The 18797-nt window shown below is 68.3% G+C and carries 18 protein-coding genes and 2 tRNA genes; 12 read left to right on the top strand and 8 right to left on the bottom strand.

Going from position 1 to position 18797, the window contains the following annotated elements:
* Positions 1-1407: a 3-isopropylmalate dehydratase large subunit gene (leuC, locus tag AU187_RS08305; RefSeq protein ID WP_286131881.1), complete on the bottom strand. Its 1407-nt coding sequence runs from the start codon at positions 1405-1407 to the stop codon at positions 1-3.
* A 91-nt stretch (positions 1408-1498) separates the two neighbouring features.
* Between leuC and AU187_RS08300 the strand changes: the two genes are divergently transcribed.
* The gene (locus AU187_RS08300) at positions 1499-2200 is read left to right on the top strand and encodes an IclR family transcriptional regulator (RefSeq protein WP_059166548.1); all 702 of its coding nucleotides are present in this window, start codon (positions 1499-1501) and stop codon (positions 2198-2200) included.
* A gap of 70 nt (positions 2201-2270) precedes the next feature.
* On the opposite strand, the gene AU187_RS08295 is transcribed toward AU187_RS08300, so the two are convergent.
* The 4 genes from AU187_RS08295 to AU187_RS08280 form a co-directional block, all read right to left on the bottom strand.
* Positions 2271-2343 (bottom strand) — tRNA-Glu (locus tag AU187_RS08295).
* A 63-nt stretch (positions 2344-2406) separates the two neighbouring features.
* Positions 2407-2481, bottom strand: a tRNA-Gln gene (locus AU187_RS08290).
* Between the two features lie 117 nt (positions 2482-2598).
* The gene (gene gltX, locus AU187_RS08285) at positions 2599-4080 is read right to left on the bottom strand and encodes a glutamate--tRNA ligase (protein WP_059166547.1); all 1482 of its coding nucleotides are present in this window, start codon (positions 4078-4080) and stop codon (positions 2599-2601) included.
* The gene (locus tag AU187_RS08280) at positions 4077-4895 is read right to left on the bottom strand and encodes a fumarylacetoacetate hydrolase family protein (RefSeq protein WP_059099604.1); all 819 of its coding nucleotides are present in this window, start codon (positions 4893-4895) and stop codon (positions 4077-4079) included. The genes gltX and AU187_RS08280 overlap by 4 nt, the downstream gene beginning before the upstream one ends.
* Before the next feature lie 115 nt (positions 4896-5010).
* On the opposite strand from AU187_RS08280, the gene AU187_RS08275 reads away from it, so the two are divergent.
* The gene (locus AU187_RS08275) at positions 5011-6222 is read left to right on the top strand and encodes an MFS transporter (protein WP_059166575.1); all 1212 of its coding nucleotides are present in this window, start codon (positions 5011-5013) and stop codon (positions 6220-6222) included.
* Here the strand turns inward: AU187_RS08275 and AU187_RS08270 are convergent.
* Both AU187_RS08270 and serA read right to left on the bottom strand, forming a co-directional pair.
* On the bottom strand, positions 6219-7229 hold the full coding sequence (locus tag AU187_RS08270) for a 3-isopropylmalate dehydrogenase (protein WP_059166546.1): 1011 nt from the start codon (positions 7227-7229) through the stop codon (positions 6219-6221). The two genes, AU187_RS08275 and AU187_RS08270, sit on opposite strands and share 4 nt — an antisense overlap.
* Positions 7226-8812, bottom strand: a complete 1587-nt coding sequence (gene serA / locus AU187_RS08265; protein WP_059166545.1) for a phosphoglycerate dehydrogenase — start codon at positions 8810-8812, stop codon at positions 7226-7228. The genes AU187_RS08270 and serA overlap by 4 nt, the downstream gene beginning before the upstream one ends.
* 54 nt (positions 8813-8866) lie before the next feature.
* On the opposite strand from serA, the gene AU187_RS08260 reads away from it, so the two are divergent.
* From AU187_RS08260 to AU187_RS08215, 10 genes are all read left to right on the top strand, one after another.
* Positions 8867-10297, top strand: coding sequence for a phytoene desaturase family protein (locus AU187_RS08260; RefSeq protein WP_172800188.1), 1431 nt, complete (start codon positions 8867-8869; stop codon positions 10295-10297).
* A 164-nt stretch (positions 10298-10461) separates the two neighbouring features.
* On the top strand, positions 10462-11559 hold the full coding sequence (locus tag AU187_RS08255) for a polyprenyl synthetase family protein (protein ID WP_059166574.1): 1098 nt from the start codon (positions 10462-10464) through the stop codon (positions 11557-11559).
* A complete protein-coding gene (gene crtI / locus AU187_RS08250; protein ID WP_059166543.1) occupies positions 11559-13076 on the top strand; it encodes a phytoene desaturase family protein in 1518 nt (505 codons plus the stop codon). Before AU187_RS08255 ends, crtI begins: the two co-directional genes overlap by 1 nt.
* A complete protein-coding gene (locus AU187_RS08245) occupies positions 13073-14020 on the top strand; it encodes a phytoene/squalene synthase family protein (RefSeq protein WP_059166542.1) in 948 nt (315 codons plus the stop codon). Before crtI ends, AU187_RS08245 begins: the two co-directional genes overlap by 4 nt.
* Before the next feature lie 2 nt (positions 14021-14022).
* The gene (locus AU187_RS08240) at positions 14023-14367 is read left to right on the top strand and encodes a lycopene cyclase domain-containing protein (protein ID WP_059099597.1); all 345 of its coding nucleotides are present in this window, start codon (positions 14023-14025) and stop codon (positions 14365-14367) included.
* Positions 14364-14693, top strand: a complete 330-nt coding sequence (locus AU187_RS08235; protein ID WP_059099596.1) for a lycopene cyclase domain-containing protein — start codon at positions 14364-14366, stop codon at positions 14691-14693. Before AU187_RS08240 ends, AU187_RS08235 begins: the two co-directional genes overlap by 4 nt.
* The gene (locus tag AU187_RS08230; RefSeq protein WP_059166541.1) at positions 14690-15421 is read left to right on the top strand and encodes a class I SAM-dependent methyltransferase; all 732 of its coding nucleotides are present in this window, start codon (positions 14690-14692) and stop codon (positions 15419-15421) included. The genes AU187_RS08235 and AU187_RS08230 overlap by 4 nt, the downstream gene beginning before the upstream one ends.
* On the top strand, positions 15418-16935 hold the full coding sequence (locus tag AU187_RS08225; RefSeq protein WP_059166540.1) for an FAD-dependent oxidoreductase: 1518 nt from the start codon (positions 15418-15420) through the stop codon (positions 16933-16935). Before AU187_RS08230 ends, AU187_RS08225 begins: the two co-directional genes overlap by 4 nt.
* Positions 16932-17939 carry a Rieske (2Fe-2S) protein gene (locus AU187_RS08220; protein WP_059166539.1) on the top strand — a complete coding sequence of 336 codons (1008 nt, stop codon included), beginning with the start codon at positions 16932-16934 and terminating at the stop codon, positions 17937-17939. Before AU187_RS08225 ends, AU187_RS08220 begins: the two co-directional genes overlap by 4 nt.
* A 38-nt stretch (positions 17940-17977) precedes the next feature.
* Entirely contained in the window at positions 17978-18187 is a 210-nt protein-coding gene (locus tag AU187_RS08215) for a hypervirulence associated TUDOR domain-containing protein (protein ID WP_059099592.1), read from the top strand.
* A 32-nt stretch (positions 18188-18219) separates the two neighbouring features.
* Here the strand turns inward: AU187_RS08215 and idi are convergent, their stop codons facing one another.
* Positions 18220-18783, bottom strand: a complete 564-nt coding sequence (idi, locus tag AU187_RS08210; protein WP_059099591.1) for an isopentenyl-diphosphate Delta-isomerase — start codon at positions 18781-18783, stop codon at positions 18220-18222.
* Positions 18784-18797 lie beyond the last annotated feature (14 nt).

Below are 18797 nucleotides of genomic sequence, written 5' to 3'. Positions count from 1 at the left end.
CTAATCGGTCAGGTCTGCGGGCGAGGACAGCGTTCCGCGGACCGCGGTGGCGGCGGCGACCGCGGGCGACACCAGATGCGTACGGCCGCCCTTGCCTTGCCTGCCCTCGAAATTGCGGTTCGAGGTCGACGCGCAGCGCTGGCCCGGCGACAGCTGATCGGGGTTCATCCCCAGGCACATCGAGCAGCCCGCCTGCCGCCACTCCGCGCCGGCCGCGTCGAAGATCTCGCCGAGGCCTTCGGATTCGGCCTGCGCGCGCACGCGCATGGATCCGGGCACGACGAGCATGCGCACACCGTCGGCGACCTTGCGCCCGCGCAGCACGTCGGCAACGACCCGCAGGTCCTCGATCCGGCCGTTGGTGCACGAGCCGACGAACACGGTGTCGACGGCGATGTCACGCATCGCCGTCCCGGGCCGAAGGTCCATGTAGGTCAACGCCTTTTCGGCCGCTTGACGTTCGCCGTCGTCGAGCATCAGTTCGGGGTCGGGCACCGAAGCGGACAACGGCACCCCCTGCCCGGGATTGGTTCCCCAGGTGACGAAGGGACTCAATGTCGAGGCGTCGATGTAGACCTCGGTGTCGAATTCGGCGCCGTCGTCGGTGCGCAGCCGCCGCCATGCGGCGACCGCTTCCTCCCACTGCACACCTTGCGGCGCGTGCGGTCGTCCGCGCAGGAATTCGAAAGTGATGTCGTCGGGCGCCACCATTCCGGCCCGCGCACCGGCCTCGATGCTCATGTTGCAGATCGTCATGCGCCCTTCCATCGACAGCGATTCGATGGCGCTGCCGCGGTATTCGATGACGTGCCCCTGTCCGCCGCCGGTGCCGATCTTGGCGATCACCGCGAGGATGATGTCCTTGGCGCTGACCCCGTCGGGCAATTCGCCGTCGACGTTGACCGCCATGGTTCGGAACGGACGCAACGGCAGCGTCTGCGTGGCGAGCACATGCTCGACCTCAGAGGTGCCGATGCCCATCGCCAGCGCGCCGAACGCGCCGTGGGTGGAGGTGTGGCTGTCCCCGCACACGACCGTCATACCGGGCTGCGTCAGACCGAGCTGCGGTCCGATGATGTGCACGATGCCCTGTTCGGCGTCACCCATCGGGTGCAGCCGGATGCCGAACTCTTCGCAGTTGCGCCGCAGCGTCTCCACTTGTGTCCGCGAAACCGGGTCGGCGATCGGCTTGTCGATGTCGACCGTCGGCACGTTGTGGTCTTCGGTGGCGATCGTCAGATCCGGCCTGCGCACCGGACGCCGGGCCAACCGCAGCCCGTCGAACGCCTGCGGGCTGGTCACCTCGTGCACGAGATGCAGGTCGATGTAGATCAGGTCGGGTTCTCGCGCGGGACCGTCACCGGCCCCTTCGACGACGACGTGATCGGCCCACACCTTCTCGGCCATGGTCCGGGGCTTGTCTACGGGCACGCGAGGAGCGTTGGACACACCGGTGGACATGTGGCTATCTCACAATCTGGGACGTTAGTATCTCCTTATGAGACAGGATAGCGGCATCGGCGTGTTGGACAAAGCCGTCGGCGTACTGCATGCGGTGGCCGAGTCCCCGTGCGGGCTGGCCGAACTGTGCGAGCGCACCGGGCTGCCGCGCGCCACGGCGCACCGGCTGGCCGCGGGGCTGGAGACTCACCGCCTGCTCACCCGCAACGGCGATGGGCGCTGGCGGCTCGGCCCGGCCGTGACCGAATTGGCCGGGCAGGTCAACGATCCGCTCGTGGCCGCGGGCGCGGTGGTGCTGCCCCGGCTGCGCGAGATCACCGGCGAGAGCGTCCAGCTCTACCGTCGGGAAGGGACGACACGAATTTGTGTGGCCGCGCTGGAACCGCCTGCCGGGCTGCGCGATACCGTGCCGGTCGGCAGCCGGTTGCCGATGACCGCAGGTTCGGGCGCCAAGGTGCTGCTGGCGTACGCCGACGAGGCCACTGCGCAGGCGGTGCTGCCGACGGCGAAGTTCACCGATCGCGCGCTCGCTGAGGTGCGCAAGCGTGGCTGGGCGCAGAGCGCCGCCGAACGCGAACCCGGTGTGGCGAGCGTCTCGGCACCGGTGCGTGACGGTCGCGGCGCGGTGGTCGCCGCGGTATCGGTGTCCGGCCCCATCGACCGGATGGGCCGCCGACCGGGTGCGCGATGGGCCGCCGACCTGCTGGCGGCTGCGGACGCGTTGACGCGCCGCCTCTGAAAGTACGGAGTGATTTCGGTGCGCTACCGGTCGCTCAGCGATCACTCGCGCACCGAAGTCCAACAAGTTGTACCCCCGATGGGATTCGAACCCACGCTACCGCCGTGAGAGGGCGGCGTCCTAGGCCGCTAGACGACGGGGGCTAGAACTGGTTTTCCGGATGGCCAGCATATCTCAGCAGGAATTGTCGGCCTAATCACGGTCATTGGCTGGGGTACCAGGACTCGAACCTAGAATGGCTGAACCAGAATCAGCTGTGTTGCCAATTACACCATACCCCATTGGCTCCCATAACCGCAGGTCACGGGACTATTTCGATCCCCCGCGGCGACGAGTGGATCCCGTCGCGCGTGTGATCGGACCGACGTGCAGACTACCAAAGATCTGCGGGCCGCTTTTCACGCCTGGGCTGCGGCCGCGGCATGCTCACGGCCGGCGCGCAACCGGGCCAGGCTGCGCTCGCGACCCAGTAGCTCGAGCGATTCGAACAGCGGCGGGCTGACCGACGCGCCGGTGGCAGCGACGCGGATCGGCCCGAACGCCTTGCGTGGCTTGAGCCCCAGACCCTCGAGCAGAGCCTCCTTGAGCGCCGCCTCGATGGCCGCCGTGGTCCAGTCGCCGGTGTCCTCGAGCGCGGCCAGCGCGGCGTCGAGCACCGGGACCGCCTCCGCCCGCAACTCCTTGCCCGCGGACTTCTCATCGAGTGCGAATTCGCCGTCGTTGAGGAACTTCAACAGATCCCACGCATCACCCAGCACCACGATGCGGGTCTGCACAAGCGCGGCGGCTTCGGCGAATCCCTTCTCGTCGAGGCCCGTGTCGTAACCGCGTTGGGCGAAGTATGCGTTCAACCGAGCCGTGAAATCCTGCCCGCTCAGCAGCCGAATGTGCTCGGCGTTCAACGCGTCGGCCTTCTTCTGGTCGAAGCGGGCCGGATTCGAGTTGACGTCGGTGACGTCGAACGCGGCCACCATCTCGTCGAGGCTGAACACGTCGCGATCCTCGGCAATGCCCCATCCCAGCAGCGCCAGGTAGTTCAGCAGGCCCTCGGGGATGAAGCCACGCTCGCGATGCAGGAACAGGTTGGACTGCGGGTCGCGTTTGGACAGCTTCTTGTTGCCGTCACCCAGAACACTTGGCAGATGGGCGAATTCGGGAACCTGCTCGGCGACACCGATGCGGATCAGCGCCTGATACAGCGCTATCTGACGCGGGGTTGACGACAGCAGGTCCTCACCGCGCAGCACATGGCTGATCTTCATCAGCGCGTCGTCGACCGGATTCACCAACGTGTACAACGGCTCACCGTTGCCACGGGTCAATGCGAAATCGGGGACCGACCCGGCGGGGAACGTCGTTTCTCCGCGCACGAGATCGCGCCAGCCGATGTCCTCGTCCGGCATCTTCAACCGCACGACCGAGCGCCTGCCCTCGGCGCGCAAGGCCGCACGCTGCTCCGCGGTCAGGTTGCGGTCGAAGTTGTCGTAGCCCAGTTTCGGGTTTCGCCCGGCAGCCAGATGCCGCGCCTCGACTTCCTCAGGCGTGGAGAACGACTCGTACGCGTCACCGGTCTCGAGGAGCCGGGCGATCACGTCACGGTAGAGGTCGAGCCGCTCGGATTGCCGGTACGGCCCATACGGTCCACCGACTTCGGGCCCCTCGTCCCAGTCCAGACCCAGCCAACGCAGCGCATCGAGCAGCGCGCGGTAGCTCTCCTCGGAGTCGCGCGCCGAATCGGTGTCCTCAATGCGAAATACGAATGTTCCGCCGGTATGGCGGGCGTAGGCCCAGTTGAACAATGCGGTGCGGATGAGGCCGACGTGCGGTGTACCCGTCGGCGACGGGCAGAACCGCACCCGGACGGCGTTTTCGGTTGTCATGTTTTCCCTTTGCGCACAACTGGATTCGTCAGTGTGCCGATGCCCTCGACGGTGATACTGACGGTATCGGAGTCCTCGATCGGCCCGACCCCCTCCGGTGTGCCGGTGAGGATCAGGTCGCCGGGCAGCAGCGTCATCACCCGCGAGATCCACTCGACGATGGCCCCGACGTCGTGAATCATGTTCGAGGTCCGGCTGTTCTGTTTGACCGCACCATTGACCTCGGTGCGGATCGCCAGATCCGCGGGGTCGACGTCGGTGACGATCCACGGCCCGATCGGGCAGAACGAGTCGTGGCCCTTCGCGCGGGTCCACTGCCCGTCCTTCTGCTGCTGGTCGCGCGCCGAGACGTCGTTGCCGATGGTGTAGCCGAGGATGTTCTCCGCGGCCCGCGCGGCAGGTACGTCCTTGCAGGGCCGGCCGATCACCACGGCCAGTTCACCTTCGAAATGGACGGGATTGGCGTCGGCGGGCAGTTGGATCGGCACGTTCGGGCCGATGATCGCTGTGTTGGGCTTCATGAAGATGACCGGCTCCTCGAACGACGTCACGCTGTGTCCGGTGCTGCTTCTCGCCTGCGCAGCCATCTCCTCGATGTGCGCGGCATAGTTCTTGCCGACACAGACCACCTTGCTGGCCAGGATGGGCGCGAGCAGGCGGACATCGGCGAGCGGCCACTGCCTGCCGGTGAACTGGGGGGCACCGAACGGATGCTCCGCGATCTCCCGCGCGACTGCCTGGTCGGGATCGTCGGGCGGGCCCTCGACGCTGACGAAGGCGACTCCGTCGGGACTGGCGATTCGGCCAAGGCGCATGCCGTCAGCCTAGTGGGGGTGGTCATCGCGGCCGCGGACCGCTCCCCCGCCGCCGATGTCTCACTACATGAGAATGGGATTCAGCATCGTGAGAAGCCTGTGCCACCATGGACCGATGCCCGTCGAGTCGATCAGCCGTGCGCGGCGCTGGTCGCTGCTGGGGACCGCGCTCGCGGCGACGACGAGCGCCAACGTGTTCATCAACGGCGCGGCGTTTCTCATTCCGACGCTGCACACCGAACGCGGACTCGACCTCGCCGCGGCCGGGCTGTTGTCGTCGATGCCGAGCCTCGGTCTGGTGATCACGTTGATCGCGTGGGGCTATGTGGTCGACCGCGTCGGGGAACGCTTCGTGCTGACGGTCGGCTCGGGCCTGATCGCCGCCGCGGCGTTCGCGGCGGCCTCGGTGGATTCACTGTTCGCGATGGGCGCCTTCCTGCTTCTGGGCGGAATGGCCGCCGCCAGCAGCAATTCGGCAAGCGGGCGGTTGGTGGTCGGCTGGTTCCCGCCGGATCAGCGCGGGCTCGTGATGGGCATCCGCCAGACCGCGACGCCGCTCGGCGTCGGGTTCGGCGCGCTGGTGATTCCGCGGTTGGCCGAAAGCCACGGTGTGTCAGCGGCATTGCTGTTCCCGGCGATCGTATGTGCCGTCTCGGCGGCGGTCTGCGCGGTCGCGGTGATCGACCCGCCCCGGCCGCCGCGCTCCGAAGCGCCCGCCGATCATCTGGCCAACCCCTATCGCGGATCGTCCGTGCTGTGGCGCATCCACGCCGTGTCGGTGTTGCTGGTCGTTCCGCAGGCCGTCCTGTGGACGTTCACGTTGGTGTGGCTGATGACCGACCACGGTTGGTCGGCGGCCTCGGCGGGCGTCCTTGTCACCGTGGCTCAAATACTCGGTGCCGGTGGCCGTATCGCCGCCGGGCACTGGTCCGACCGACTGGGCCAGCGGTTGCGGCCGATCCGGTGGATCGCTGCGGGCGCCGCCGTCTCCATGGGCCTGCTGGCGCTGTCGGACTGGCTCAGCTCACCGGTGAGCGTGGCCGTGATGGTCGTCGCTTCGGTGATCACCGTGTCCGACAACGGGTTGGCCTTCACCGCGATCGCCGAGATAGCCGGCCCGTTCTGGAGCGGACGCGCGCTGGGCACCCAGAACACCAGCCAGCACCTGGCGTCGGCGGCCGCGGCCCCGCTGTTCGGTGCGTTGATAGGCGCGGGGGGATATCCGGCAGCGTTCGCGGTGAGTGCATTGCTACCGCTGGCGGCGATTCCGGTCGTGCCGGCGGACGAACCGGCTTTCGCGAAACGGCGAGAGGTGCGAAACGACTAGAGGTTGGCCGCGATCCGATCACCGATCTGCGTGGTGCTCAGCGTGGCGTCTCCGCGGGTGGCCAGATGCTGTTCGACGGCCTTGTCGACGCGGGCGGCCGCGTCGATCTCGCCGACGTGGGACAACAGCAGCGCGACCGACATGACCGCAGCGGTCGGATCGGCGACCCCCTGCCCCGCGATGTCGGGGGCGCTGCCGTGTACCGGTTCGAACATCGACGGGTTGGTCCGTGTCGCATCGATATTGCCGCTGGCCGCCAGGCCGATACCCCCGCACACCGCGGCGGCGAGATCGGTGACGATGTCGCCGAACAGGTTGTCGGTGACGATCACATCAAAACGATCAGGACTGGTCACCATATGGATGGTTGCGGCGTCGACGTGCTGGTAGGCCACCTCGACGTCGGGGTAGTCGGCGCCGACCTCTTCGACGATGCGCGACCACAGCGCGCCCGCGAAGGTCAGCACGTTGTTCTTGTGCACCAGGGTCAGATGCTTGCGGCGCTGCTGCGCCCGGCCGAACGCATCCGTCACGACCCGACGCACGCCGAACGCGGTGTTGACGCTCACCTCGGTGGCGATCTCGTGCGGGGTTCCGACCCGGATCGCCCCGCCCGTACCGGTGTACGGGCCTTCGGTGCCTTCCCGCACGACGACGAAGTCGATGTCGGGGTCGCCGGCCAACGGACTGGTCACACCGGGATAGAGGCGACCCGGCCGCAGGTTGATGTGGTGGTCGAGGGCGAACCGGATGCGCAGGAGCAGACCGCGTTCGAGCACGCCGCTGGGCACCGACGGATCGCCGATCGCGCCGAGCAGGATCGCGTCGTGCTCGCGCAGTTCGCCGAGCACCGAGTCCGGCAGCACCTCGCCGGTCTCGTGGTACCGGCGCGCCCCCAGGTCGTAGCGCGTCTTGTCCACCCCGGGCACCACCGCGTCGAGCACCTTGACGGCCTCGCCGACGACCTCAGGGCCGATGCCGTCGCCGGCGATGATCGCCAGTTTCATGACAGGTCAACCACTTCCAGCATGTTGGCGCCGACCTGGTCGGCGATCGCGGACCGCACATCGTCGGGCACGTCGCGGTCGATGCGCAGCAGGATCGTCGCGCCCGGTCCCTCGGCGTCCTCGCTCAGTTGGGCGGCGTGGATGTTGATGTCGGCACCGCCCAGGATGGTTCCGATCTTGCCGAGCGTGCCCGGCCGGTCGAAGTAGTTGATGATCAGGTAGACGCCTTCGGCGCGCAGATCGAAGTTGCGCTCGTTGATCTGGACGATCTTCTCGATCAGCTGCGGGCCCGTCAGCGTGCCGGCCACGTTGGCGGTCGACCCGTCGGCGTAGACCGCCCGCACGTCGACCATGCTGCGGTGGTTGGGGCTTTCGGTCGCAGTGGTGATGTCGGCCTGCACCCCGCGTTCGGCGGCGAGCGCCGGCGCATTGACGAATGTCACCGGATCCTCGATGACCGCTGAGAACAACCCGCGAAGCGCCGAAAGTCTCAGCACCTCAACGTCTTCGGCCGCGAGCTCGCCGCGCACCTGAACCGAGAGCGACACCGGCAGCTCGTCGCCCAGCACGCCGACCAGCAAGCCGAGCTTGCGGACCAGGTCGAGCCACGGCGCGACCTCTTCACCGACGACTCCGCCGCCGACATTGACTGCGTCGGGTACGAATTCGCCCGCCAGTGCCAGCTTCACGCTCGCCGCGACGTCGGTACCCGCCCGATCCTGCGCCTCTGCGGTCGACGCCCCCAGGTGCGGGGTCACCACGACCTGAGGCAATTCGAACAACGGGCTTTCGGTGGTCGGCTCCTTGGCGAACACATCGATGCCCGCCGCCCGGACATGGCCCGAGTTGACCGCCTGGGCCAGCGCATCCTCGTCGATCAGCCCGCCGCGGGCCGCGTTGACGATGATCACGCCGGGTTTGGTCTTCGCCAGCGCGTCCTTGCCGATCAACCCCGCCGTCTCCGGCGTCTTGGGCAGGTGCACCGAGATGAAGTCCGCGCGGGCCAGCAACTCGTCGAGGGTCAACAGCTCGATACCGAGTTGCGCCGCGCGGGCCGCCGAGACGTATGGGTCGTAGGCCACGACGTGGGTACCGAACGCGGCCAGCCGCTGGGCCACCAGCTGGCCGATGCGGCCCAGGCCCACCACGCCGACCGTCTTGCCGTAGATCTCGGTGCCCGAGAACGACGAGCGCTTCCAGGTGCGTGCCCGCAGCGACGCATCGGCGGCGGGAATATCGCGCGCCGCGGCCAGCATGAGGGCCAGCGCATGTTCGGCCGCGCTGTGGATGTTCGACGTCGGCGCGTTGACCACCAGCACCCCGCGGGCGGTGGCGGCGTCCACGTCGACGTTGTCGAGGCCCACGCCGGCGCGGGCGACGATCTTGAGTTTGGGCGCCGCGGCGAGCACCTCGGCGTCCACCGTCGTCGCCGAGCGCACCAGTAGCGCGTCGGCTTCGGGCACCGCGGCCAGCAGCTTCGGCCGGTCCGGGCCGTCGACCCAGCGGACTTCTACCTGGTCGCCGAGGGCGGCGACCGTCGACTCAGCCAATTTGTCGGCGATCAGTACAACGGGCAGGCTCACGCGGTCAGCCTAATGGGCTTGACTCGGCGGGTGGTGGGCGGGAGAAATGCGAGCGTGGATATCACCGTCGTCGGAAGCGGACCCAACGGCTTGGCCGCCGCCGTCATCTGCGCCCGGGCCGGCCTGTCGGTGCAGGTGCTGGAGGCGCAACCGACTTTCGGCGGTGGCGCACGCACGCTGCCCGATCCCGAATTCCCTGAAATCTCGCACGACATCTGTTCGGCCGTGCATCCGCTGGCGCTGGCATCGCCGTTCCTTGCCGAGTTCGATCTGCCCGCCCGCGGCGTGACCCTGAACGTGCCCGAGGTGTCCTACGCCAATCCCCTTCCGGGTTCACGCTCGGCGGTCGGTTATCACGACCTCGACCGGACCGTCGCGGAGCTCGAACACGGGCAGTCGTGGCGCAGGCTGTTCGGGCCGATGGTCGAACGCGACGCCGCGGTGCTGGACCTGCTGCTCGGTGACAAGCGCTCGCTCCCGACGAATCCGGTTGCCGCCGTACAGGTGGCCCGCCGGCTTCTCGAACAAGGCACGCCGGCGTGGGGTGCGCTGTCCGGCGCCGACGCGCGCGCGTTGTTCAGTGGCGTTGCCGCGCATGTGATCTCGCCGATGCCATCGCTCGTGTCAGCGGGCGGCGGGTTGATGCTCGGCACGCTCGCACACACCGTCGGCTGGCCGATCCCCGTGGGCGGCAGCCAGGCCATCGTCGACGCGCTGATCGACGACCTACGCGCCCACCGCGGCGCGCTCATCGCCGACCACGAAGTCACCGAACCCCCAACCGGTGTCACGCTTTTCGACACCGCGCCCACCGCGCTGGCCGCCATCTACGCCGACAAGCTACCTCGCCGGTACGCAAAAGCGTTACAGCGGTACCGATTCGGTCCCGGTGTGGCCAAAGTCGACTTTGTGTTGTCCGACGATGTGCCGTTCACCGACGAGCGGTTACGACGGGCGCCCACCCTGCACATGGGTGGCACCCGCGAGCAGATGGCCCACGCCGAACGCGAGATCGTCGCCGGCCGACACCCCGAGTGGCCGATGGTGCTCGCCGCTCTGCCACACCTACTCGATCCTGGTCGAATCGACGCCAAGGGTCGGCGGCCGATGTGGACCTACGCGCATGTGCCGTCCGGTTCGACCGTCGACCAGGCCGAGCCGGTCACCAGAATCTTCGAGCGCTTCGCGCCGGGCTTCCGCGACGTCGTGGTGGCGGTCCGGTCCGTGCCCGCCGCGCGACTGGCAGAGCACAATGCCAACCTCGTCGGCGGCGATATCGGCGTCGGCGGCAACACGCTGATGCATGCTCTGGGCGGACCGACCCCCCGGCTCAATCCGTGGAGCACACCCGTGCCCGGTGTCTACCTGTGTTCATCGGCGACCCCACCCGGTGGCGGCGTGCACGGCATGGCCGGCTATTTCGCCGCCCGAACAGTCCTGCGCCGAGAGTTCGGTATCAAGACGATGCCCGCGCTGTCGCCCTGAGCCCACAGCGTCGCTCAGCCATCGATGCAAAATCGATGCATAGATGCGGCCACCCTGGGGTACCCAGATTGAGTTGCCCCGATTCGGGTACTTGTCGTCGCATCGAGTGAAGGGGACGCTGCTTGAGCGGTACCAACGGATACACGCGCGCCCCGCTGCTGGCGATGGCGGAGCCCGTCGCTCCGCAGAGAGGCCTGCTGGCGACGGCGTTTCCGGTATGGCGCGACTCCTTGCGGCGTGAGGTGTTGCGGTCCCTCGCCGATTTCGTCCGTACACGCTGCGCTGACGAACTCAGCGCCGCAGGAGTCGATGTCGCGACCGAGGTACTGCAGGCTTTCGTCGCCGGCGGCAAGTGTGTGCGCTCGGCGTATATGTATCTGGGGTGGCTGTGCGGAGCCGACGACGATCCGGGCGCGCTGCGGGCCGCCGCCAGTTTCGAGCTGCTCCACGCGTTCGCGCTGCTGCAGGACGACGTGATGGACGGCTCCGAGCTGCGGCGCGGACGCCCCGCGGCCCACATTCGGTTCGCGCAGTGGCACCGCGAGCGAGCGATGTCGGGTTCACCGGAACGCTTCGGTGAGGCGGCCGCCGTCCTGCTCGGTGACCTGTGCCTGGTGTGGGCCGAGCAGATGATGCGCGAGAGCGGAGTCGACGACGTCGCACTGTCCCGCGGCTGGCCCCGCTACGACGCGATGCGCACCGAACTCGCCGTCGGCCAGTTCGCCGACCTTGTCAACGACGCCGCCGAATTCCCCCAGTGGGAAAAGGTTCTCGATGTGCTGCGGCGCAAATCCGGCAACTACACCGTGCGCAGGCCGCTGGAGATCGGGGCCGCCATGGCCGGATGCGCGCCCTCTCAGCTGCGGCTGCTCGGGGAGTACGGCGAAGCGGTCGGCGAGGCGTTCCAGTTGCGCGACGACGTACTGGGTATCTTCGGCTCGCCCGAAGTCACCGGTAAGCCCGCGGGCAGCGATCTCTTCGAGCACAAGGCGACGAGCGTGGTGGTGGCGGCCTACCGGCTCGCCGATGCGACCCGTCGCCGCGAGCTGACGCAGTTGATGAGCACCTCTGATCTCCGCGACGCCGACATCCGGCGGTGGCGGAAGCTCATCGTCGCCACCGGTGCCGTGGAATGGATTGAGCAGCTTATCGATTCGCGCCTCACCCGCGCTCTCGACCTGATCGACACCGGACAGGTGGACCCGCTGATCCGCACCGCGCTGGCCGACATGGCCGCCGCCTGCACCGAACGGGCCGCGTGATGCGCACCGTCGGGGGCAGCACCGACCGCGTGGTGGTCGTCGGCGCCGGGCTCGCCGGACTGTCGGCGGCGCTGCAACTCGCCGGCCGCGGCCGCACCGTGACCGTCGTGGAACGCGGACGGCACCCCGGCGGACGGGTCGGCCGCATGGACATCGGCGGCTACCGCCTCGACACCGGCCCGACGGTGCTGACGATGCCCGACATCATCGACGACGCGTTCGCCGCGGTCGGCGAGACCGTCTCGGACCGACTCGACCTGATCGGCGTCGATCCCGCATACCGCGCGTCGTTCGCCGACGGCAGCACGCTGCAGGTGCGCAGCGATCCCGATGCGATGACCGCCGAGATCGAACGCTTCGCCGGCAGTTCCGAAGCGGACGGCTATGTGCGCCTGCGTAACTGGCTGTCGAAGCTGTACCAGGTCGAGTTCGACGGGTTCATCGCCGCGAACTTCGACTCACCGCTTTCGCTGCTCACGCCGCAACTGGCCCGGCTGGCCGCCATCGGCGGGTTCCGCCGGTGGGACAAGATGGTGCGCCGCTACCTGCGCGACGAGCGATTACAGCGGGTGTTCACGTTCCAGGCGCTGTATGCGGGCGTGCCGCCGCATCGGGCGCTGGCGGTGTACGCGGTGATCGCCTACATGGACACCATCGCGGGCGTCTACTTCCCCCGCGGCGGGGTGCGTGAACTTCCCGACGCGCTGGCCGCGGCCGCATCCGATGCGGGCGTCGAGTTCCGTTACGGCTCCGCGGTATCGGCGCTGGAACGCAGGGGCGACCGCGCGGTGGCCGTGCACACCGACGGCGGTGACCGGATACCTGCCGACGCGGTGGTGCTCACCACCGAGCTGCCCGACACCTATCGGCTACTCGAAAGGACACCGCGTCGCGTGCTTGCGCTGCGACCCGCGCCGTCTGCGGTCGTCGCCCATGTCGGTTGCCGCGCGGTCGGACCGGACGCCGCCGACATCGGCCACCACACCATTGTTTTCGGTGACGAATGGGAGCGGACGTTCACCGACATCATCGACGACGGGCGCGTGATGACCGATCCGTCGTTGCTGGTCACCCGGCCCAGCGCTGGCGACCCCTCGCTGGCGCCCGCCGGCCGCGACCTGCTCTACATCCTCGCGCCGGCACCCAATCTCCAAGTGGGACGGGTCGACTGGGCGTCGATGCGGGACCGCTATGTCGGTCAGATGATGGACGTCGTCACCACCCGGCTGCCCCGATTGGGGGTGGACGCCGAGGTGTTGCACGTCGTGGATCCGGCGGATTGGGCGCGTCAAGGCATGGCCGCCGGCACCCCGTTCGCCCTCGCGCACACGTTCGGCCAGACCGGCCCCTTCCGTCCCGCCAACACCGTGCGCGGCATCGCGAATGTGGTGCTCGCCGGGTCGTCGACCGTCCCCGGTGTCGGCGTGCCCACCGCGCTGCTGTCGGGGCGGTTGGCCGCCGACCGAATCACCGGCCTACCGATTCGGCGGGCCCGCAGCCAGGTGGTGCAAACATGATCGGTTCCGAACTCGACGCCGCGGGCGTCCATGACCCGGCCCTGCGCGAGGCCTATCGTCGTTGCCGCACAATCAACGCCGAGCACGGCCGCACGTTCTTCCTGGCCACCCGGTTGCTGGCTCCCGAACAGCGTCCCGCCGTGCACGCTTTGTACGGTTTCGCCCGCCGCGCCGACGACATCCTCGACGACTTCGACCCCGTCGTCAGCATGGGTGAACGCGCAGACCAGTTGCAGCGGCTGGCCACCGAGCTCTTCAACTGCCTTGCGCAGGGCAGCTGCGACGACGACGACCCGACGCTCGCCGCGGTCGTGCACTGCGCGCGTCGGTACGGCATCCCGTGGGAGCTGTTCGACGACTTCCTCGGCTCGATGCGCATGGACCTGACCGTCACCGACTATCCCGACCGGGCCGCGCTCGACCGCTACATGTACGGCTCGGCGGAGGTCATCGGCCTGCAACTGCTGCCCGTGCTCGGAACCGTCGGACCGCCCGAAGAGGCGGCACCGCATGCGGCTGCGCTCGGAAAAGCATTCCAGCTCACCAACTTCCTGCGTGACATCGACGAGGATCTCGAGCGTGGCAGGGTCTACCTGCCCGCCGACGAACTGGCCAACCACGGCGTGGACCGTGACGTGCTGACGTGGTGCCGCGAGAACCGGCGCACCGACGCCAGGGTGCGGCGTGCGCTGGTCGAGCAAATTGCCGTCAACCGGCGCGTGTACGACTACGCGCGGCACGGTATCGCCCTCCTGCGCCCGCGTTCGCGCCCGTGCGTGACGGCGGCCCTGACGCTGTACTCCGAAATCCTCGATCGCATCGAGGAGATGGACTTCGCCGTGTTCAGCCAGCGCGCCTCCGTGAGCATCGGCCGCCGTGTTCGGGTCGGCGGGAGCGGGCTGTTCAAGGCCTGGGCCGCACGGCATCGGGAGCACAAGGTGTGACGATGGACAACTGGCAGTACCTTCTCGTGCTGGCCGCCTGCCTCACGATCACAGCGCCGTTGGAGCTGCTCGGCGAAGGGGTTTACCGGCAGGCGCGGCGGGCCGCCGCCGCGGTGCTCCCCGTCGCGGCGGTGTTCGTGCTCTGGGATGCCATCGCGATCGCCGCCGACGTGTGGACGTACAACCCGCAATACGTCACGGGTATCGACGTCCCGGGCGTGATGCCCGTCGAGGAACTCCTGTTCTTCGTGGTGATCCCGCTGTGCGGCCTACTGACCTACAACGCCGTCGACACCATACTCGGCTGGCTGCAACGGATGCGGAACCGGGCGGAGCGCGTGAAGTGATCGGACTGGGATACACGGTGCCCGCCGTGCTGGCGGTGATCGCGGTCTGTGCAATGGAATTGGGCGTTCTGCGGACCGGACTGTTCCGCAGGCCGGCGTACTGGATCTCGATGGTCATCGTGACGGGTTTCCAGATCCCGGTCGACGGCTGGCTCACGAAGTTGAGCGCACCCATCGTCATCTACGACGAGAAGCACACCAGCGGGATCCGCTTTCCGTTCGACATCCCGGTCGAAGACTTCCTTTTCGGATGGGCGATGGTCACCGCGGTGCTGCTGCTGTGGGAGCGGCAGCGGCTACGCGCACAAAGAAAGGACGTGTCGTGAAGGTCGGTGCGGGACGTCATTCCGAGGACCCCTGCGATATTCCGGCCGCATTCGACGACGGCGCACCGGCGTATGACACGCTGGTCGACTCCAATCCGGGATACCACGCGCACCTTCGGATCTCCGCACAGCGGATGCGGTTACCCGACGCCGGCCGCGGGCTACGCCTGCTCGACGCCGGGTGTGGCACCGGCGCATCCACCGCCGCGCTGCTGTCCGTGGCGCCGCACGCGCAGATCGTGGGCGTGGACGGCTCGCAGGGCATGCTTGCCGAGGCGCGCGCCAAGCGGTGGCCTTCGACGGTCCGATTCGTACACAGCCGCATCGAAGACCTCGCCGCCGCCGGTGTCCACGGGCCCTTCGACGGTGTCTTCGCCGCCTACCTCGTGCGCAACCTGCCCGACCCCGACACCCAGCTGCGCGAGTTCCGTTCCCTGCTGCGGCCGGGCGCGACGCTGGCGGTGCACGAGTACTCGGTGCGGGACTCACGGCTGGCCACCGCGGTGTGGAACGCCGTCTGTGCCGCGATCATCATCCCGAGCGGTCGGCTCCGCAGCGGTGACGCGTCGCTGTACCGGTATCTGCGCCGCAGCGTGAACCGCTTCGACGGTGCCGCCGAGTTCCGTGACCGGCTGCGCCGCAACGGGTTCACGGCGGTACGCAGCGAGACGATGCCGGGCTGGCAACGCAACATCGTGCACACCTTCCTCGCCGAGGCCCCCCGATGACCGATCCGCGCCGCGTGACGCACGCCGCGCCGACCGGCTCTCCCGCCGCGACCGCGCTGCCGAACAGACCGCAAGTGGTGGTCGTCGGCGCGGGCATCGCCGGTGTGGCTGCGGCCACCGGGCTGGCCGAACGCGGGGTGCGCGTAGACGTCCTCGAACGCGAGCCCTACCTCGGTGGGCGCGTCGGAGGCTGGACCGAGTCGCTCGAAGACGGCACGCCGGTGGCCATGAACCGCGGCTTCCACGCATTCTTCCGGCAGTACTACAACTTGCGCAACCTGCTGCGGCGCATCGACCCTGCGCTGCGAATGCTCAGCCCCGTGCTGGACTACCCGCTCGTCGATGCGCACGGCCGGTGCGATACCTTCCGCGGTCTGCCCCGCACCCCACCGTTGAACGCGCTGGCCTTCGCGCTGCGCAGCCCGACGTTCCGCTTACGAGACCTGGCGCGGCTCAACGCGCGCGCCGCAGCACCGTTGGCCGCGGTCACGGTGCCCGGGATCTACCACGAGCTGGATCACCTCGATGCCGACACTTTCCTGCGCGACATCAACTTCCCCGAGCCCGCACGCCATCTGGCCTTCGAGGTGTTCTCGAGAAGCTTCTTCTCCGAGCCGGCCGAGCTCTCCGCCGCGGAGCTGGCGACGATGTTCCACATCTACTTCCTGGGTTCCAGCGAAGGCCTCGTCTTTGACGTCGCCAACGCCAACTTCGATGCGGCACTGTGGAACCCGTTGCGTGCGTATCTGGATTCACTGGGCGTTCGCGTGCACACCGGCGTGTCGGCGACCGAGGTGCACGGCGGGGCCCGGTTCGTGGTGCGTACGGACCGCGGAGCCCGCATCGAGGCGGACGGGATCGTGCTCGCGACCGACGTGGCGGGCCTGCAGCGCATCGTCGACGGCTCGCCTGCCCTCGGCGACGCCGAATGGCGGTCCCGGATCGCCGCGATGCGTACCGCCGCACCGTTCGTCGTGCAGCGACTGTGGCTGGACCGGCCGGTGAATCCGGACCGCGCCGCGTTTCTCGGGACGGGCGGGCGACCGCCGCTGGACAATGTCAGTGTGCTGGAGAGATACGAGCGCGAGGCCATGAGCTGGTCCGGCAGCACCGGCGGCTCGGTGGTGGAGTTGCATTCGTACGCGGTGACCGACGGGTCGGCCGACGTACGCGAGCACCTGCCGGCGCGGATGCGCGAACTGTATCCCGAGACCGCCGGCGCCACCATCGTCGGTGACCGGGTGCTGTGCCGTCAGGATTGCCCACGTTTCGCCCCCGGTGACTTTGCGCGCCGCCCGACCGTCGCGACACCGCAGGCCGGTTTGGTGTTGGCCGGCGACGGAATTCGCGTCGACCTGCCTGTCGCGCTGATGGAGCGTGCCGCCACCACCGGATGGACGGCGGCCAATCTGCTGTTGAAGCGCTTCGGCCTCACTGGACACGAACTGCACACCGTGCCGACCCAGGGTCGCTTCGCACCGTTGCGGCGTCTGGCCGAAAGGCAGCACACATGAGCATGTTCGCGGACCTGAAAGCCCGGTTGGCGAAAACCACACCGTTCGAGGTACTTCCACGCACCCCGTGGTCCGGGCAGCGGCCCACCTACCGCGACGCCGAAGCGGCGGTCATCCAGTCCGCGCTGCGGCGCTCCCAGCGCAGGCCCAGCGGCAACTGGTACGCGTTCGCGGCCAGCGACACCATCGACAAACGGCCGATCGGTGCCACCGTCGGTGGTATCGAACTGGTCGCGTGGCGGGCCCGAGGCGGTGCGCTCGCGGTCGGTCCCGCGGCCTGCCCACACCTCGGCGCGGACCTCTCGACGGGCACCAACGACTGCGGAACGTTGATCTGCCCGTGGCATGGTTTGCGCTTCGACGGCGCCCGGACATGGAGTTGGCGGCCCTATCCGGCGCATGACGACGGGGTGCTCGCCTGGGTTCGGCTCGACGCGCTAGGCGGTGAAAAACCCACGGCGGCACCGCTATTACCGAAGCGCCCGCGGGGACCACAGCTGTCCGCGGTGACCCGGCTGGTCGGCACCTGCGAACCCCGCGACGTGATCGCCAACCGGCTCGACCCGTGGCACGGGGCGTGGTTCCATCCGTACTCCTTCACGCGACTCGAGGTGCTTTCGTCGCCGGCCGCGGACGACGAACTGCCGGAGGAGGCGGACCGCTTCCTGGTCGCCGTCACATTCCGGATCGGCCGTCTGGGTGTGCCCGTGATCGCGGAGTTCAGCACTCCGGAGCCGCGAACCATCGTCATGCGCATCATCGACGGCGAAGGCGCGGGCAGCGTGGTGGAGACACACGCCACTCCGCTCGGGACTGCCGGCGACGGTTCAGCCCGCACCGCGGTGATCGAAGCGGTCATCGCGCACTCCGACCGTCCCGGCTTCGTCCATGCGCTGCGCGGCGCACCGTTGATCACCCCGTTCATGCGACGCGCGGCCACGCGGTTGTGGCGCGACGACCTCGCCTACGCCGAGCGGCTCTATCGTCTCCGTCAACTCTCTTGAGTCGGTTTTGCATCGATTTCGTCGGGTATCCGCGCCTGATGAGCACAAACATCGGCAAGGGCGACAAGGTTCAGTGGAAGAGCCACGGCAACACCGTGACCGGGACGGTCGAGGAGAAGATCACCTCGGACACCGAGGCCGCGGGTCGCACCGTGCGCGCCGACTCCGACAATCCGCAGTACCGGGTACGCAGCGACAAGAGCGGCCGAGACGCGGTGCACAAGCCGGAATCGCTGAAGAAGAAGTAGCGCCGTGGCCGACACAGCGAGGCGCTACTTTCTCAGGAACTGGGCCACTCCCCATGCACGTAGCGCTCGTCGAGTAGCGGTATCTGGTCCATGGCCCACGGACTGATCGACCACGGCAGCCCGACGGCCGAGCGAAGCTGCCTCCAGGAGACCCACATCCATTCCATGACCTCGTCCGGATCGGGTCGAAGCCGGTCGTCGCAGCGGGCGAAGAACACCGGGCAGATCTCGTTCTCGACGGTGCCGTCGGCGGCCACCGCGCGATACCGGAAGTCGGGCAGCACGCAGACCAGCGAATTGATCGACACGCCCAATTCCTGTGCGGCGCGGCGGCGCACCGCGTTCTCGACCTGCTCCCCCGGCGCCGGATGTCCACAAAACGAGTTGGACCACACCCCCGGCCACGTCATCTTTCCCAGGGCACGACGGGTCAACAGCACGTGACCGTCCGCGTCGAACAGGTAACAGGAAAATCCGAGGTGCAGGGGTGTCGCGGCGTGGTGGACGGTCGTCTTGGCGGCGCTGCCGATGTGGCGGCCGTCCTCGTCGAGCAGCACAACGGACTCATCCGTCGTGGCGGTGGTCGATGCTGACACCTCGAATACATACC

Origin of the sequence: Mycobacterium sp. IS-1556 (assembly GCF_001499985.1) — a bacterium.
Classification (GTDB): Bacteria; Actinomycetota; Actinomycetes; order Mycobacteriales; family Mycobacteriaceae; genus Mycobacterium.
This window is presented reverse-complemented; position numbering and strand designations above follow the sequence as displayed.

Excerpts from the sequence above, each read along its gene's own strand:
- AU187_RS08275 (WP_059166575.1), top strand. The coding sequence starts at position 5,011 with ATGCCCGTCGAGTCGATCAGCCGTGCGCGGCGCTGGTCGCTGCTGGGG.
- AU187_RS08270 (WP_059166546.1), bottom strand. The coding sequence starts at position 7,229 with ATGAAACTGGCGATCATCGCCGGCGACGGCATCGGCCCTGAGGTCGTC.
- crtI (WP_059166543.1), top strand. The coding sequence starts at position 11,559 with ATGCGCACCGTCGGGGGCAGCACCGACCGCGTGGTGGTCGTCGGCGCC.
- AU187_RS08220 (WP_059166539.1), top strand. The coding sequence starts at position 16,932 with ATGAGCATGTTCGCGGACCTGAAAGCCCGGTTGGCGAAAACCACACCG.
- AU187_RS08215 (WP_059099592.1), top strand. The coding sequence starts at position 17,978 with ATGAGCACAAACATCGGCAAGGGCGACAAGGTTCAGTGGAAGAGCCAC.
- leuC (WP_286131881.1), bottom strand. The coding sequence starts at position 1,407 with ATGGCCGAGAAGGTGTGGGCCGATCACGTCGTCGTCGAAGGGGCCGGT.
- AU187_RS08225 (WP_059166540.1), top strand. The coding sequence starts at position 15,418 with ATGACCGATCCGCGCCGCGTGACGCACGCCGCGCCGACCGGCTCTCCC.
- gltX (WP_059166547.1), bottom strand. The coding sequence starts at position 4,080 with ATGACAACCGAAAACGCCGTCCGGGTGCGGTTCTGCCCGTCGCCGACG.
- AU187_RS08280 (WP_059099604.1), bottom strand. The coding sequence starts at position 4,895 with ATGCGCCTTGGCCGAATCGCCAGTCCCGACGGAGTCGCCTTCGTCAGC.
- AU187_RS08300 (WP_059166548.1), top strand. The coding sequence starts at position 1,499 with ATGAGACAGGATAGCGGCATCGGCGTGTTGGACAAAGCCGTCGGCGTA.
- AU187_RS08240 (WP_059099597.1), top strand. The coding sequence starts at position 14,023 with ATGGACAACTGGCAGTACCTTCTCGTGCTGGCCGCCTGCCTCACGATC.
- AU187_RS08245 (WP_059166542.1), top strand. The coding sequence starts at position 13,073 with ATGATCGGTTCCGAACTCGACGCCGCGGGCGTCCATGACCCGGCCCTG.
- AU187_RS08255 (WP_059166574.1), top strand. The coding sequence starts at position 10,462 with ATGGCGGAGCCCGTCGCTCCGCAGAGAGGCCTGCTGGCGACGGCGTTT.